This window comes from Klebsiella sp. RHBSTW-00484, from assembly GCF_013705725.1.
GTDB lineage: Bacteria > Pseudomonadota > Gammaproteobacteria > Enterobacterales > Enterobacteriaceae > Klebsiella.
Genome location: NZ_CP055481.1, coordinates 5,516,433 through 5,532,190, shown reverse-complemented (window position 1 = coordinate 5,532,190; position 15,758 = coordinate 5,516,433). Strand labels below are relative to the sequence as shown.

Below are 15,758 nucleotides of genomic sequence, written 5' to 3'. Positions count from 1 at the left end.
TTCTCCATGATGATATCTTTCGACTCTCTCTAAAAATCTGGCTCTGAGCGGCGGTAATCACTTACCGCCGGGTCAGCCACTCTTTTGAATGTTGATTAACTGATTATTTCTGCGCGACGGCCTCCGCTTTGCTGGGCTTTTCTGCGGCAGCGGCCGGTAATTTTTCCTCGTATTTATTTCCGTAGTAGCTGTCTAACAGCAGCTGTTTCAATTCAGAAATCAGCGGATAGCGTGGGTTGGCGCCGGTGCACTGGTCATCGAAGGCGTCTTCGGACAGCTTATCGACGTGGGCGAGGAAATCGCCTTCCTGCACGCCCGCCTCGCGGATCGATTTCGGAATGCCCAGCTCGGCTTTGATGCTCTCCAGCCACGCCAGCAGCTTCTCGATTTTCGCCGCGGTGCGGTCTCCCGGCGCGCTCAGGCCTAAATGATCGGCAATCTCTGCGTACCGACGGCGGGCCTGTGGACGGTCGTACTGGCTGAAAGCCGTTTGCTTGGTCGGGTTGTCGTTGGCGTTATAGCGGATGACGTTGCAGATCATCAGCGCATTCGCCAGACCGTGCGGAATGTGGAACTGCGAGCCCAGCTTGTGCGCCATGGAGTGGCACACCCCAAGGAAGGCGTTAGCAAAGGCGATCCCGGCGATGGTTGCCGCATTATGGACGCGCTCGCGGGCCACCGGGTTTTTCGAGCCTTCATGGTAAGAGGCCGGCAGGTACGCTTTCAGCAGCTTCAGCGCCTGTAGCGCCTGGCCATCGGAGAACTCGGAGGCCAGCACGGAAACATAGGCTTCGATAGCGTGGGTCACCGCATCCAGGCCGCCGAAGGCGCACAGGGACTTCGGCATATCCATTACCAGGTTAGCATCGACAATCGCCATATCCGGGGTCAGGGCGTAGTCCGCCAGCGGATATTTCTGCCCGGTGGTATCGTCGGTCACCACCGCAAACGGCGTGACTTCGGAGCCGGTACCGGAAGTGGTGGTGATCGCCACCATCCGGGCTTTGACGCCCATTTTCGGGAAGGTGTAGATACGCTTGCGGATATCCATAAAGCGCAGTGCCAGCTCTTCAAAGTGGGTTTCCGGATGCTCGTACATCACCCACATGATTTTCGCCGCATCCATCGGCGAGCCGCCGCCCAGGGCGATGATGACGTCGGGCTTGAAGGAGTTAGCCAGCTCTGCGCCTTTGCGCACGATGGTCAGCGTCGGGTCGGCTTCCACTTCAAAGAAGACTTCGGTTTCGACGCCCGCCGCTTTCAGCACCGAGGTGATCTGGTCCGCGTAACCGTTGTTGAACAGGAAGCGGTCGGTGACGATCAGCGCGCGCTTATGGCCATCGGTGATCACTTCATCCAGCGCGATGGGCAGAGAGCCGCGGCGGAAATAGATGGATTTCGGAAGTTTATGCCACAGCATATTTTCAGCTCGCTTTGCCACGGTTTTCTTGTTGATCAGATGCTTCGGCCCGACGTTTTCCGAGATAGAGTTACCGCCCCAGGAGCCGCAGCCCAGGGTCAGGGAAGGTGCGAGACTAAAGTTATAGAGATCGCCAATGCCGCCGTGGGAGGTCGGGGTGTTAATCAGGATGCGCGCGGTTTTCATTTTTTCGCCAAAGGTCATCACCCGCGCGGCCTGGTTATCCTGGTCGGTATAGAGGCAAGAGGTGTGGCCGATGCCGCCCATATCGACCAGCTTCACCGCTTTTTCTACGGCGTCGGCGAAATCTTTTGCCCGGTACATGGCCAGCGTCGGGGAGAGCTTTTCATGAGCAAAAGGCTCGCTGTCGTCGATAACTTTAACTTCACCAATCAGAATTTTGGTATCGGCAGGCACGCTGATCCCGGCCATTTCGGCAATTTTAACCGCCGACTGCCCGACAATCGCCGCGTTTAGCGCGCCGTTTTTCAGCAGGATCCCCTGAACCGCTTTCAGCTCTTTTCCCTGTAACAAATAGCCGCCGTGGCTGGCGAAACGCTCGCGCACCGCGTTATAGACGGTATCGACCACCACCACCGACTGTTCGGAGGCGCAGATCACGCCGTTATCGAAGGTTTTGGACATCAGAATGGAGGCCACCGCGCGTTTTACATCAGCGGTTTCATCAATGACCACCGGGGTGTTACCTGCACCGACGCCAATGGCCGGTTTACCCGAGCTGTAGGCGGCCTTCACCATACCCGGTCCGCCGGTGGCGAGGATCAGATTGATATCCGGGTGGTGCATCAGGCGGTTGGACAGATCCACGGTCGGTTCATCAATCCAGCCAATGATGTCAGGCGGTGCACCGGCCTCGACTGCGGCGCGCAGCACAATTTCTGCCGCCCGGTTGGTGGCGTTTTTCGCCCGCGGATGCGGCGAGAAGACGATGCCGTTACGGGTTTTCAGGCTAATCAGCGATTTAAAAATAGCGGTAGAAGTTGGGTTGGTAGTCGGGACGATCCCGCAGATCAGCCCAATGGGCTCGGCGATGGTCATGGTGCCGAAGGCATCGTCTTCGCCAAGAACCCCGCAGGTTTTTTCGTCTTTATAGGCGTTGTAGATATATTCAGACGCGAAGTGGTTTTTAATCACTTTATCTTCCACGATGCCCATGCCGGACTCGGCGACCGCCATTTTCGCCAGCGGAATGCGGGCATCAGCGGCGGCTAAAGCGGCAGCGCGGAATATTTTGTCGACTTTCTCCTGAGGAAAGTTCGCATACGCCTGCTGCGCCTTTCGTACCCGGGCGACCAGCGCGTCGAGGTCATCATTACTGGTGGTGAGTGACATAAGTTTTCTCCATAAGGGATTGAATTCTCTTAAGTAAAACATGTGCCTTACTGTAATGACGCCAAACCTTCCGCCACTGCAGATGCCTGGTTTTAATTAACAGAACTGACTGGGCCAGAGTGCGCTTGCGTATGACTTCTTGTTTTGTGCATTAATGAAATTAATTTTTCATTATAATAATGAATGAAATGCAAAAATCGTTTTGAGAGGTGGATCAAAGATAAGCAAACTGCTGGTAACGTTGGCGTTTTAAAGAAAGATTTTTTTATTTAATCGAATAAAAACAGGTTGTTGAATTTATCGCGGAGTCGCTGATAGCGTAGAGGGATCGAGAGGTTGTCTGGAAAAGATAACTGGTTTTGTGAAATAAACGTTAAATTAAGAAGTGATCTTAAATGAAAATGAAAAATTAAAACCGATTTTAAAAGATGTACGATCGGTTTGATCGCCCGGATCAGGCACAGACCTTAACCCGGGGGAGTCATTCGGAATTAGCCTTCGCTCTCGGCCAGTTCACGCAGATACTGGAAGATAAGACGCGCGGATTTCGGCGGCTTATTGCCTTCTTTCTCTTTTTTGGCGTTACGAATAAGCGAACGCAGCTGCTGACGGTCGGCGTCCGGCCACAGGTTCAGCACTTCAGCAACGGCGTCATCACCATTATCAATCAGACGATCGCGGATCTGTTCGAGCTTGTGGAACAGCGCAACCTGCTGGTTGTGGCGGTTCTTCAGCTTGTCCAGCGCCTGGCGAATCGGATCGACATCGCGGTTACGCAGCATTTTACCAATCAGCTGCATCTGGCGGCGGCGGCCTTCTTTCTTGATGCGTTGGGCGAGTTCAATGGCATCGCGCAGGTCGGTATCCAGCGGGATTTTATCCAGCGCGTTTTTCCCAAGCTCTACCATTTCCGCGCCAAGACGCTTCAGTTCTTCGGCGTCGCGCTTAATTTCACTTTTACTGACCCAGATAATTTCATCGTCTTCATCTTCGACGTCATCACCAGGGACATCGTCGAGCCAGTCTTCGGGCTGCTTTGTCATCTCAGGCTCCTTAAAAAAGAGGCTAATGTTACCAGTTAAGGCGCGCACTGAAAAATGGTTCTCTGTTAGACTTCAGTTAACTCCTTCTTACATTATGGCATTAGCAATGAAAGTCATCTCTCAAGTTGCACAACAGCGTAAGACGCTGGAAGAGGCCGTGACCACGGCGCTGGAACTGGCAGCAGGCAAATCCGACGGGGCTGAAGTCTCCGTCAGCAAAACCACCGGCATTGGCGTCAGCACCCGCTACGGCGAAGTGGAGAACGTAGAATTCAATAGCGATGGTGCTCTGGGCATCACCGTTTATCACCAGAATCGCAAAGGCAGCGCCTCCTCGACCGACCTCAGCCCGCAGGCCATTGCCCGTACGGTACAGGCGGCGCTGGATATCGCGCGCTATACCTCACCGGACCCGTTCGCGGGCGTGGCGGATAAAGAACTGTTGGCTTTTGAGGCTCCGGATCTCGATCTGTTCCACCCGGCGGAAGTCTCCCCGGACGAAGCGATTGAACTGGCCTCTCGTGCAGAGCAGGTCGCATTGAAAGCGGATAAACGCATCAGCAATACCGAAGGCGGCAGCTTTAACAGCCACTACGGCATTAAAGTGTTCGGCAACAGCCACGGCATGCTGCAAAGCTACTGCTCAACTCGTCATTCACTCTCCAGCTGCGTGATTGCCGAAGAAAACGGCGACATGGAGCGCGATTACGCCTACACCATCGGCCGGGCGCTTGAAGATTTACAATCGCCAGAGTGGGTCGGCGAAGAGTGCGCCCGCCGCACCCTGTCGCGTCTGGCTCCGCGTAAACTGTCAACGATGAAAGCGCCGGTGATTTTCGCTAATGAAGTGGCGACCGGGCTTTTTGGTCACCTGGTCGGAGCGATTGCCGGCGGCTCGGTTTATCGTAAATCCACCTTCCTGCTCGACGCGCTGGGTAGCCAAATCCTGCCAGACTGGCTGACCATTGAAGAGCATCCGCATCTGCTGAAAGGGCTGGCTTCCACCCCGTTTGATAGCGAAGGCGTGCGTACAGAGCGTCGCGACATTATTAAAGATGGCGTGTTGACCCAGTGGCTGCTGACCAACTATTCCGCGCGCAAGCTGGGGCTGAAGAGCACCGGCCACGCGGGCGGGATCTACAACTGGCGCATTAACGGCCGTGGCCTGAGTTTTGAAAAGTTGCTTAAAGAGATGGGCACCGGTCTTGTGGTGACTGAGCTGATGGGGCAGGGTGTTAGCGGCGTCACCGGCGACTACTCACGCGGCGCATCCGGCTTCTGGGTAGGAAACGGCGAAATTCAATATCCTGTAAGTGAGATAACCATTGCAGGAAATCTGAAAGATATGTGGCGTAATATCGTGACCATCGGCGACGATATCGAAACGCGCAGCAACATTCAGTGTGGTTCCGTGCTGCTGCCGGAGATGAAGATCGCCGGGCAATAATACCTGTGCTTAGGGCCTGGCCCATTAGGGCTATTTTACTTGCCATTTTGAACCAGGGCAGTGCTCAAAATCCTCACGTACTACGTGTACGTTCCGGTTTTTCCGCGCTGCCCTGGTTCAAACTGCCTGCGACAATAACGCCTACTAGGGTAGGCCCTTAAATAATAAAAAAGGAAGTGAGCAATGCGTAAAAAACTATTAACGATGCTGGCTGTATCGGCTTTTGCGCTCGGTTCGGCATCGGCTTTTGCCGATCTGGGCGAAGACATGGATACCCTTGCTGAGAACCTGCAAGTGGTGCAAAAAACCTCAGATGCCGGTGAGCTGAAAGCCGCGCTGAACAAGATGCGTACTGCGGCGGTAGACGCGCAGAAAGAGACGCCACCGAAGCTGGAAGGTAAAGCTTCTGACAGCGCGGAAATGAAAGACTATCGCCACGGTTTTGATGTGCTAATCGGCCAGATCGATGGCGCGCTGAAGCTGGCGGACGAAGGCAAAGTCAAAGAGGCCCAGGCCACAGCGGAAGAGTTTAAAACCACCCGCAATGAGTACCACAAGAAGTACCGTTAATTTCTCTTCCCGGGAGGCGTCAGCCGATGTCTCCCGCATTCTGTTTAGCCTAAAAGTTTATCACCATCACATTTTTCGCTTTTCCTGCATACCCGTTTTCGCCACTGTGACACTGATGATTTCGTGATATTCATCACGCGCATTCATTGAAATTAATGCATTCACTATAACTATGTGAAATGGATCACGCCTGCCTTCTTCCTTTCCACTTCGAAGTGGAAAACAACTCGCTACAAACTCTTTCTCCCTGGCATTAGTGTTATCCCCAGAGACATCAACGGGGTAATTCAAGTGAATAACGGAGCGGTAACACACGTCCCAGAGGAGCAGGCCACGCTAACCGAAAGGCTGGCCGACGAGATGCTGCAGCAGGTCTTCGCACTGTTAAGCCGCCGCAATATCGTCCCCAACGACGTTCAGGAGCAAATGCTGACTTCCCACGTGCGGGCGATGGCCCATCGGTCAATCAGCGGCGAGCCGCTGCCGGACGTGGATGCCAGCCTGTTCGACGAGATTTCAGAAGATTCAATGATGCTGGCCCGCGAAGTGGTCGCGAAGTTCGGCAATCTGCCAGATGAAGAAGCCTGGCTGCTGTCCGTCCACTTCGAAGTCGCAAAAGAAAACCTGTAAGGAGCAAAACATGGAACAAATCACCGTAGTCATTGGCGATCGCCTGGGTAAAGGACAAAAAGTTGCCGCAGGTGCGGAAAAAGCCGGTGCTCGTGCCGTTGTAGTACCGGGCGTCGCCGCGGATATGAAACTGGGCGACATGATGAAAGCCGAAAACGCCACTTTCGGTATCTCCTTCTGCGGCAGCGGCGGAGCAGGAGCTATCACCGCACAGAATAAACACGGCTACAAAGCAAAATATGGCATGCGTTCCGTTGATGAGGGCGTCACCGCTATCAACGAAGGTTACAACGTTCTGGGCTTCGGCTTTATGGATAAAGAAGAGCTGGGCGAGCGCCTGGTTGAAGCCTGGAAGAAGAAATACGGCGTGTGAGTATGAAAGAGCAATTCACCACCACGGTGAGCGTTACCGGCAAAGGTGAGAGCAAAACACGCGCTTTCGCCGATGCTCTGAACCATGTCCAGGCGGCGGTAATGAAAACGTCGCCGCACATCTTACTGCGTATTGAACCACAGGATGTGGAGGTTGTTCATGCGCGAGAAGCGGTACGGAAAGAGGCGTTCTTGTTCATCTTTCTGCGCCGTGAACGACGGACCTACAGCGTTGAGCTGAACGTCACCGTCACCGTGACCGCCATTAATCTCGATAAAGTGGATTTCGTCACGCAAACCTGATTTTACCAAAGGGTCAGATTATGTTCCTGATAATTTTAATAAAATCGCTCATCATCGGCGGCCTGGTTGGCGTCGGCGTGGGCGCCGGAGCGGCACGTATGTTTCATGCGCCCACCACGCAAGGGATGGGCGCATTTCGTACGTTGGGCGAGCTGAATTCATGTGAAGGCGATCCGGCTTCCCACTTCTCTTTTGGCCTTGGTTTCTTCTTTAACGCCTGGGCTTCTTCCGTCGCAGCAGGCTCCTTCACTCAGGACGTCGATCACCGCATTATTCCCAACTGGGGCGCGGCGGCGTTGATGATCAAAAACCGCAACGTCGGCGAAACGCTGCACGATCCGAGGAAGATGGCTATCTCCTGCGGCATCATCGGCATGATTGTCGTCACCTTCCTTAACCTGACCGCCTCTTCGGTACCGGAAGCGCTGCAGGTAACCGCAGTCAAAGTGTTGGTACCAGCGGCAAACCTGCTGGTGAACATCGTGATGCCGGTTATCTTCTGGCTGGCGGCGATTGATGCGGGTAAAAAATCGGGCTTCTGGGCGACGATTTTCGGCGGCGCGGCGCAGCTGATTATGGGTAACGCCGTACCGGGACTGGTGCTGGGTATCCTGATTGGTAAGGGTGTGGAAGAGAGCGGTTGGCATCGCGTCACTAAGGTGATGATGGTCGCTATTGTCGCGCTGTTTGTTCTGAGCGGCTTCTTCCGCGGCTTCGATATGAAGATGATTGAATCCTTCCATATGACCGTGCCGAACTGGCTGGAACTGATCCACAACTCGCTCAGCGGTAAATAACAGGAGCCTCGCAATGGAACAAAATAAAGGTTTTTGGTATGCCGACTGGTCGTTCCCGATCTTTGTTGGTCTGCTCTCTTCCGGCGTTTTCGCCGGGACGCATATGTACTACCTCTACGGCATCGGCGCGTTTAACGAAGTGGCTTTCGTGGCGATGCTGAAGGCGGGAATTGATACCGGAGCCTACGGCGCGGTGGCGGCGTTCGGCGCCAGCTTCTTGTTCGCTCGTATCATTGAAGGCTCGCTGGTGGGGATTCTGGATATCGGCGGAGCGATTCAGACCGGTGTCGGCCTGGGCGTTCCGGCGCTGCTGCTCGGCGCGGGCATCATGTTCCCGGTGACCAACTTTATTGCTTCCCTGGTTACCGGTCTGGTCATTGGCCTGGCGATTGGCTACATCATCATTCTGGCGCGTAAATTCACCATCAACCAGAGTGACTCCACCTACGGTGCCGACGTCATGATGGGGGCAGGTAATGCTTCCGGTCGCTTCCTTGGACCGTTGATTATCCTCAGCGCGATGAGCGCATCGATTCCTATCGGTATCGGTTCTCTGCTGGGCGCGCTGCTGTTCTATATCTGGCAGAAGCCGATTACCGGCGGCGCGATCCTTGGCGCGATGATCCTCGGTACCCTCTTCCCGATTGCGATTAGTTAAGTCCTGCGGGCGCCGTTGCGCCCGCTCTAACAGGAGATAGCTATGTTTGATTTACTCCTGCGCCGCGCACGCCTCGTTGACGATACCATCACGGATATTGCCATTCGGGACGGAAAGATCGCGGCGCTGGGCGAGATTAGCGCGCCCTCGCGAAAAACCGTCGAGCTGAACGGCAACTATTACGTCAGCGCAGGCTGGATTGACTCTCACGTCCACTGCTACCCGAACTCACCGATTTATCACGATGAGCCGGACAGCGTGGGCATTGCCACTGGCGTGACCACCGTGGTTGACGCGGGCAGCACCGGCGCTGACGACGTTGACGATTTTTATCAGTTAACCCGCAAAGCGGCGACCGAGGTTTATGCGCTGCTCAATATTTCCCGCGTCGGGCTGATCGCCCAGAACGAACTGGCCAATATGGCGAATATTGATGCTGATGCGGTGAAGCAGGCGGTCAACCGCTACCCGAATTTCATCGTCGGCCTGAAGGCGCGGATGAGCAGCAGCGTGGTGGGCGAAAACGGCATTACGCCGCTGGAGCGTGCGAAGGCTATCCAGCAGGAAAATGGTGACCTGCCGCTGATGGTGCATATCGGCAACAATCCGCCGAACCTCGATGAAATCGCCGACCTGCTGACTTCTGGCGACATTATTACCCATTGCTACAACGGCAAACCCAACCGCATCCTGACGCCGTCCGGCGAGCTGAAAAGCTCGATTACCCGGGCTTTACAGCGCGGGGTGCGCCTCGATGTCGGTCACGGTACTGCCAGCTTCAGCTTTGAAGTCGCGCGCCGGGCGATTGCGATGGGCATTCTGCCGCACACTATCAGCTCCGATATCTACTGCCGCAACCGTATTGACGGCCCGGTGCGCTCGCTGGCGCTGGTGATGTCCAAATTCCTCGCTATCGGTATGTCGCTACCGCAGGTTATCGACTGCGTGACGGCAAATGTCGCCGACGGTCTTCACCTGGCGCACAAAGGGCAGCTTGACGTGGGCTATGACGCCGATCTCACGCTGTTCACCCTCGCGCAGACGCCAACGGTGCTGGTGGATGCCGAAAAAGAGAGTCTTCAGGCCGACAAGATTCTGCTGCCGCTTGCCGCGATTCGCGCGGGCAAGGGCTATTTGACCGAACAAGGGAGCGCGGAAAATGCCTTCGATTTTTGAGAAATACGATTTAAAACAGGTGATTAATACCTCCGGGCGCATGACGGCGCTGGGCGTGTCTACTCCGCGTCCGGAAGTGGTTGAAGCCGCGATGGCGGGCATGAACCAGTACTTCGAGATGAAAGACCTGGTGAATAAAACGGGAGCTTACATTGCGAAACTGCTGGACGTGGAAGGGGCGACCGTCGTCTCCTGCGCATCAGCAGGCATTGCCCAGTCGGTGGCGGCAGTGCTGGTGAAAGACAGCGACTGGCTGCTGGAAAACCTGCACGTGACGCCGATTGAAAACAACGAAATCGTGTTGCCGAAAGGCCATAACGTCAACTTTGGCGCGCCGGTGGGTACCATGGTGGCGCTGGGCGGCGGCAGGCTGGTGGAAGCGGGCTACGCCAACGAATGTTCCGCCGAACAGCTGGCGGCGGCGATCACTCCGCGTACCGCGGCGATTTTGTATATCAAATCTCACCACTGCGTGCAGAAAAGCATGCTCAACGTGGCGCAGGCGGCTGCGGTGGCGCGGCTCCATAATCTGCCGCTGATCGTTGATGCGGCGGCAGAAGAGGATTTACAGGCTTACTACCGCGCGGGTGCGGATCTGGTTATTTACAGCGGCGCGAAGGCCATCGAAGGGCCAACCAGCGGACTGGTGATTGGCAAAACTCAGTACGTTGAGTGGGTCAAACGCCAGTCGATGGGTATTGGCCGGGCGATGAAGGTCGGCAAAGAGGGGATCCTTGGCCTGACCTGCGCCATCGAACACTACCTGACGGCGACCAAAGAGAGCGGTGAGGAGATGGTGGAGAAGATGACGCCGTTTATTAACCAACTCAATACGCTCAACGGCGTGACTGCGCGAGTCGTCTGGGATAGTGCCGGTCGTGATATCGCGCGGGCTGAAATTAAATTTGATGAAGCCGTGACCGGCGTGGACACCAGTGAGCTGGTGAACGCGCTGAAGCAGGGTGAATACGCTATTTACTTCCGCGGCTATAAAGCTAACGAAGGGATTATTGAAGCCGATGTGCGCAGCGTCAACGCACAGCAACTGGAGATTGTCTCCCGTCGCATCGCTGAGGTTCTGAACCAGGAGAAAAACGCATGAAACTGACCCCTAACTTTTACCGTGACCGCGTCTGCCTGAACGTGCTGGCGGGTAGTAAAGACAATGCTCGCGACATTTATGAAGCGGCGGAAGGTCATGTGCTGGTCGGCGTGCTCTCTAAAAACTATCCCGATGTCGCCAGCGCGGTGGCCGATATGCGCGAGTACGCGCAGTTGATTGATAACGCGCTTTCCGTGGGGCTGGGGGCGGGCGATCCAAACCAGTCGGCGATGGTCAGCGAAATTTCGCGTCAGGTGCAGCCGCAGCACGTGAATCAGGTCTTTACTGGCGTGGGCACCAGCCGTGCGCTGCTGGGGCAGAACGAAACCGTGGTCAACGGTCTGGTGTCGCCAACCGGCACGCCGGGCATGGTGAAGATCTCAACCGGCCCGCTGAGCAGCGGCGCGCCGGACGGCATTGTGCCGCTAGAAACCGCAATTGCTCTGCTGAAAGATATGGGCGGCAGCTCAATTAAATACTTCCCGATGGGTGGGTTAAAGCATCGCGATGAGTTTATTGCGGTAGCCGAGGCCTGCGCCCGCCATGATTTCTGGCTGGAGCCAACCGGTGGGATCGATCTGGAAAACTACGGCGAAATCCTGAAAATTGCGCTGGACGCAGGGGTGAGTAAAATTATCCCGCATATCTACAGTTCAATTATCGATAAAGCCAGCGGCAATACTCGTCCGGCAGATGTGCGTCAGTTGCTGGAGATGACGAAGCAGTTAGTTAAATAGCGTCGATTGCCCCTCACCCTAACCCTCTCCCCAAAGGGGAGAGGGGACCGCTCGGTTTTCTCCCTCGCCCCTTTGGGGAGAGGGCCGGGGTGAGGGGACTCCCCTCACCGAACCATCAAGGAGTCACCATGCCTACCGCCCGTCACCTGCTTGTTGCTTCACTGTCCCTGCTCGCCGCTAGCGCCGCTGCGCAAACCCACTACGCCTGGGTCGGCACCTACAACCCTAACGGGGAAGGTCTATACCGTTTTACAGTCGATAGCCAAACCGGCGAGCTGCGCGACAAAACCCTGGTTAGCAAGCAGCCGAACCTCGCCCAGCTTACCGTCTCAGCAGATGGTAAAACCCTGTACGCCGCCAGCGAAGTAGAAAAGGGCGTGGTGCAGGCGTGGCGTATCGCCAGCAATGGTGAACTGAGCGAGCTGAATCAGGTGGCTTCCGGCGGGGCCGGGCCGGTTTATCTCTCCCTGACTCCCGATAGCCGTCATCTACTGGTGGCGAACTACGTTAGCGGTACCATCGCGGTGCTGCCGGTAAAAGAAGATGGCAGCCTGGGCGAATCGGTAGATACCCGCCAGGATCAAGGGCCAGCGGGGGCTGAGCGTCCAGCAGCAGCCGTTGAAGGCAGCTTTGCCATTAGCGATCATAACGGCCCACATGCTCATATGATCGCCGCCGATCCCAGCGGTAAATATGTTTACTCTACCGATCTGGGGCTGGACAGGATCTACCAATACCGGATGGATAACGCCAGCGGCAAGCTGACACCGAACGATCCGCCGTTTATCGCCGCGTCGTCCCCTGGCGCTGGCCCGCGCCACTTTGTCTTTACACCGCAGGGTGATGGACTATGGTTGATTAACGAAGAAGCCTCGACGCTCACCTTCTATCACCTTGATAAGCAAAGCGGACTGCTACGCGAGGGGAAAACGGTCTCCGCGCTGCCCAAAGAGTATAAAGGCACCAGCTTTGCCGCCGGGCTGGTCCTCAGTCAGGATGGTAAACAGCTGTACGTCGCCAACCGCCTGCATAACAGCATCGCCCACTTTACGGTGATGGCCGACGGCAGCCTGAGCCATCAGGAGGATATCTGGACCCGCGGCGACTATCCGCGCACCTTAACTCTGGGTAACCAGGGCCAGTGGCTGTACGTCATGAATCAGCGTAGCGACAACATCACCCGTTTTAGCGTCGCGCCGAAGGACGGCAAGCTGACGTTTTCGCCGGACTATACCCCGGTGGGCAGCCCGTCTCAGATGGTGATATCTGCTCAACCCTGAGCCGTAAGAAAAAGGAACCGACATGCGATTTCCCAATCCACGTTTAGCGCAGCTGTTTACTCTGCTGCAAAACGAAACGCTGCCGCAGGATGAGCTGGCGCAGCGGCTGTCGGTTTCTACCCGGACGGTACGCGCTGATATCACCGCGTTGAACGAGCTGCTGTTGCACTATGGGGCGCAGTTTACGCTTAGCCGCGGCAGCGGTTATCAACTGGTCATTAACGATCCGTTGCGCTATCAGACCCTGGAAGAGAGCGCGCCAAAAGCGCAGCATATTCCGCGCACAGCGGCAGATCGGATCCACTTTTTGCTGGTGCGCTTTTTGACTTCGGCCTTCTCCATCAAGCTGGAGGATCTGGCCGATGAGTGGTTCGTTAGCCGGGCGACGCTGCAAGGCGACATGGCCGAGGTGCGCGAACGTTTTCAGCGTTATCAGCTAACTCTGGAGACGCGTCCACGCCACGGTATGAAGCTGTTTGGCAGCGAAGTGTCGATTCGCGCCTGTCTGACCGATCTGCTGTGGGAGCTGACGCAGCAGGGAGCGCTGAATCCGCAGCTCAGCGAAGAAGCGCTGACTCCCGGCGTGCCGGAGCGGCTGGAGCAGATACTGCAAGAGACGCTGACCCGCCATCAGATCCGCCTGACCGACGTGGGCGAGCGTTTTGTCTGCCTGTACGGCGCAGTGGTGGTGCGCCGCGTGAGCGAAGGGTATCCGCTGGCGGATTTCAGCGCCGATGATGTGGCGCATAACGTTCGTGACGCCGCGCGGGAACTGGCAAATGCCATGCAGCAACTGGCGGATAAACCGCTTGCCCCAGCGGAAGAGGAGTGGCTGTGCGTGCACTTAGCCGCGCGTCAGGTACAGGACGTCGATCCGGGGACCATCAGCGCTGATGATGATGAAGCGCTGGTGAACTACATCCTGCGTTATATCAATCAGCAATATAACTACAACCTGTTGAACGACGACCAACTGCATGCCGATCTGCTGACGCATATTAAGACCATGATTACCCGCGTGCGCTACCAGATAATGATCCCCAACCCGCTGCTTGATAACATCAAGCAGCACTATCCGATGGCGTGGGATATGACGCTGGCGGCGGTGTCCAGTTGGGGGAAATATACCCCCTACGCCATCAGCGAAAATGAGATTGGCTTTCTGGTGCTGCATATCGGCGTTGGGCTGGAGCGCCACTACAATATTGGCTATCAGCGCCAGCCGCAGGTGCTGCTGGTGTGCGATACCAGCAACGCGATGGTGCGGATGATTGAAGCCATTCTGCAACGTAAGTATCCGCAACTGGAGATCGCCGCTACCCTGTCGCAGCGCGAGTATGAGCAACGACAAGAGATCGCGGAAGATTTTGTGATCTCCACCGTACGCATCAGCGAAAAAGATAAGCCGGTGGTGACCATCGCGCCGTTTCCTACCGACTATCAGCTCGATCAAATCGGCAAGCTGGTGCTGGTGGACAGGACCCGCCCGTGGATGCTGGACAAGTATTTCGATGAAGCTCATTTCCAGGTGATTGATACGCCAATGGACCAGCAAACGCTGTTTGCCACCCTGTGCCAGCAGCTACAGCAGGAGGGGTTTGTTGATGCGGAATTTCATGATTCGGTAGTGGAGCGTGAGGCTATTGTCAGCACCATGCTTGGCGACGGTATTGCGTTACCCCACGCCCTTGGACTACTGGCGAAAAAGACCGTGGTCTATACGGTGATTGCGCCGCACGGCATCGCCTGGGGCGATGAAACCGCACATATCATCTTCCTGCTCGCGATCAGCAAAAGCGAGTATGAAGAGGCGATGGCGATCTACGATATTTTCGTCACTTTCCTGCGCGAACGCGCCATGGCCCGCCTTGCCGCCACCCGCAGTTTTGATGAGTTTAAAACGGTGGCGATGGAGTGCGTCAGCCGGTTTTGATTTTTACCGTACGGCCCTTCGCCACGTTTACGTATCTGTCACCGTTCACAACATCACGCCACGACCGTCGTCATCTGCCCCGGAAAGCTAATCTGGATCACGCCGCCCCACATGCAGATTAATTGCGACTGGGCGGTGAGGGCGGGCATATTTCCCACCAGCACCGTAGGTGAGCCTGGCATCCACGGTGCGGGCGTTGCCGGAACACAGGGCATTGGCGTCAGTACGCCGAGCGCTGCGGCGGTGGCGGCGGCAACCGTCGGATTGGCGATGCTGTAGCACATCCCAAATGGCATAATGTTCACAAATGGTTTGTTATCCATAATATTCGCCATCGGCATGTTACCGACGATGGTTCGACTGGCGGGCAACACGTTCAGTACGCCTGGCACAGCGCCAAATGAGCACTGCAACAATGCGCCGGTACAAACTCCCGGACAACTCATGGTAATACCCCCAGCTGTTTCCACAGTCGGCGGGTGGGCTCATCGCTGCTAATCAGTTCTGAGAGCAGCTCCGGCAGCGGCGTGTGCCCCCAGGCAAAAGCGCGGTACAGCAAATACGGCACCGGGCTGTGCGGCTCGGTGCGTGCCAGATAATCCGCCACCTGTTTAATCATCTGATACGCCTGCTCACGATGGGCAAATGCGGCGGTGTTGCTGACCGTCGGTGCGGTTTGTTGGGTAACAAACTGCGGTTGCTCAGGTGTTGTGCTGCCCAGCGCCTGCAGGCAGGTTTTGATTTTTTGCTCCAGTACGTTGAAGGAAGGGGCGGAGGTTTCGGGCCAACTTGCGCTGACAGCATTCAATCGATTGAGCCACTCCAGGCTGGACGTCAGGGCCTGAATGGAGGTCTCGTCTGCGCCGGGTAACGGAACATCGGATAGCTTCCCCTGCTGCCATTGCGTCAGAGACATGTTTTCCCCGTGGGCGGTGAA

General features: G+C 56.0%; 16 protein-coding genes. 12 read left to right on the top strand and 4 right to left on the bottom strand.

Annotation, left to right across the window (positions count from 1 at the left end):
• Positions 1-103: 103 nt before the first annotated feature.
• Positions 104-2,773 carry a bifunctional acetaldehyde-CoA/alcohol dehydrogenase gene (gene adhE / locus HV213_RS26005; protein ID WP_181483872.1) on the bottom strand — a complete coding sequence of 890 codons (2,670 nt, stop codon included), beginning with the start codon at positions 2,771-2,773 and terminating at the stop codon, positions 104-106.
• A 491-nt stretch (positions 2,774-3,264) separates the two neighbouring features.
• On the bottom strand, positions 3,265-3,816 hold the full coding sequence (gene yjgA / locus HV213_RS26000) for a ribosome biogenesis factor YjgA (protein ID WP_110276580.1): 552 nt from the start codon (positions 3,814-3,816) through the stop codon (positions 3,265-3,267).
• Between the two features lie 94 nt (positions 3,817-3,910).
• On the opposite strand from yjgA, the gene pmbA reads away from it, so the two are divergent.
• The 12 genes from pmbA (at position 3,911) to HV213_RS25940 (ending at position 14,821) form a co-directional block, all read left to right on the top strand.
• Positions 3,911-5,263, top strand: coding sequence for a metalloprotease PmbA (gene pmbA, locus HV213_RS25995; protein WP_181483871.1), 1,353 nt, complete (start codon positions 3,911-3,913; stop codon positions 5,261-5,263).
• 183 nt (positions 5,264-5,446) lie between these two features.
• Entirely contained in the window at positions 5,447-5,833 is a 387-nt protein-coding gene (cybC, locus tag HV213_RS25990) for a cytochrome b562 (protein WP_181483870.1), read from the top strand.
• A gap of 291 nt (positions 5,834-6,124) precedes the next feature.
• Positions 6,125-6,463: a glycine dehydrogenase gene (locus HV213_RS25985; RefSeq protein ID WP_181483869.1), complete on the top strand. Its 339-nt coding sequence runs from the start codon at positions 6,125-6,127 to the stop codon at positions 6,461-6,463.
• A gap of 10 nt (positions 6,464-6,473) precedes the next feature.
• Positions 6,474-6,836: an SFCGS family glycine-rich protein gene (locus HV213_RS25980; RefSeq protein ID WP_110276583.1), complete on the top strand. Its 363-nt coding sequence runs from the start codon at positions 6,474-6,476 to the stop codon at positions 6,834-6,836.
• Positions 6,837-6,838: 2 nt separating this feature from the next.
• Entirely contained in the window at positions 6,839-7,138 is a 300-nt protein-coding gene (locus HV213_RS25975) for a DUF4312 family protein (protein WP_181483868.1), read from the top strand.
• 20 nt (positions 7,139-7,158) lie between these two features.
• Positions 7,159-7,935: a DUF4311 domain-containing protein gene (locus tag HV213_RS25970; protein ID WP_112216248.1), complete on the top strand. Its 777-nt coding sequence runs from the start codon at positions 7,159-7,161 to the stop codon at positions 7,933-7,935.
• Between the two features lie 13 nt (positions 7,936-7,948).
• The gene (locus HV213_RS25965) at positions 7,949-8,593 is read left to right on the top strand and encodes a DUF4310 family protein (RefSeq protein WP_112216249.1); all 645 of its coding nucleotides are present in this window, start codon (positions 7,949-7,951) and stop codon (positions 8,591-8,593) included.
• 42 nt (positions 8,594-8,635) lie between these two features.
• The gene (locus tag HV213_RS25960) at positions 8,636-9,769 is read left to right on the top strand and encodes an amidohydrolase/deacetylase family metallohydrolase (RefSeq protein ID WP_181483867.1); all 1,134 of its coding nucleotides are present in this window, start codon (positions 8,636-8,638) and stop codon (positions 9,767-9,769) included.
• A complete protein-coding gene (locus HV213_RS25955; protein ID WP_181483866.1) occupies positions 9,753-10,871 on the top strand; it encodes a DgaE family pyridoxal phosphate-dependent ammonia lyase in 1,119 nt (372 codons plus the stop codon). The genes HV213_RS25960 and HV213_RS25955 overlap by 17 nt, the downstream gene beginning before the upstream one ends.
• Complete coding sequence (gene dagF, locus HV213_RS25950) at positions 10,868-11,608, top strand: 2-dehydro-3-deoxy-phosphogluconate aldolase (protein ID WP_181483865.1); 741 nt, start codon at positions 10,868-10,870, stop codon at positions 11,606-11,608. Before HV213_RS25955 ends, dagF begins: the two co-directional genes overlap by 4 nt.
• Before the next feature lie 128 nt (positions 11,609-11,736).
• Positions 11,737-12,888 carry a lactonase family protein gene (locus HV213_RS25945; protein WP_181483864.1) on the top strand — a complete coding sequence of 384 codons (1,152 nt, stop codon included), beginning with the start codon at positions 11,737-11,739 and terminating at the stop codon, positions 12,886-12,888.
• Positions 12,889-12,910: 22 nt separating this feature from the next.
• Positions 12,911-14,821, top strand: coding sequence for a BglG family transcription antiterminator (locus HV213_RS25940; RefSeq protein ID WP_181483863.1), 1,911 nt, complete (start codon positions 12,911-12,913; stop codon positions 14,819-14,821).
• A 53-nt stretch (positions 14,822-14,874) separates the two neighbouring features.
• Here the strand turns inward: HV213_RS25940 and HV213_RS25935 are convergent, their stop codons facing one another.
• Both HV213_RS25935 and HV213_RS25930 read right to left on the bottom strand, forming a co-directional pair.
• Positions 14,875-15,267: a DUF4280 domain-containing protein gene (locus tag HV213_RS25935; RefSeq protein ID WP_181483862.1), complete on the bottom strand. Its 393-nt coding sequence runs from the start codon at positions 15,265-15,267 to the stop codon at positions 14,875-14,877.
• Entirely contained in the window at positions 15,264-15,737 is a 474-nt protein-coding gene (locus tag HV213_RS25930; RefSeq protein ID WP_228288576.1) for a type VI secretion system protein TssA, read from the bottom strand. The genes HV213_RS25935 and HV213_RS25930 overlap by 4 nt, the downstream gene beginning before the upstream one ends.
• Positions 15,738-15,758 lie beyond the last annotated feature (21 nt).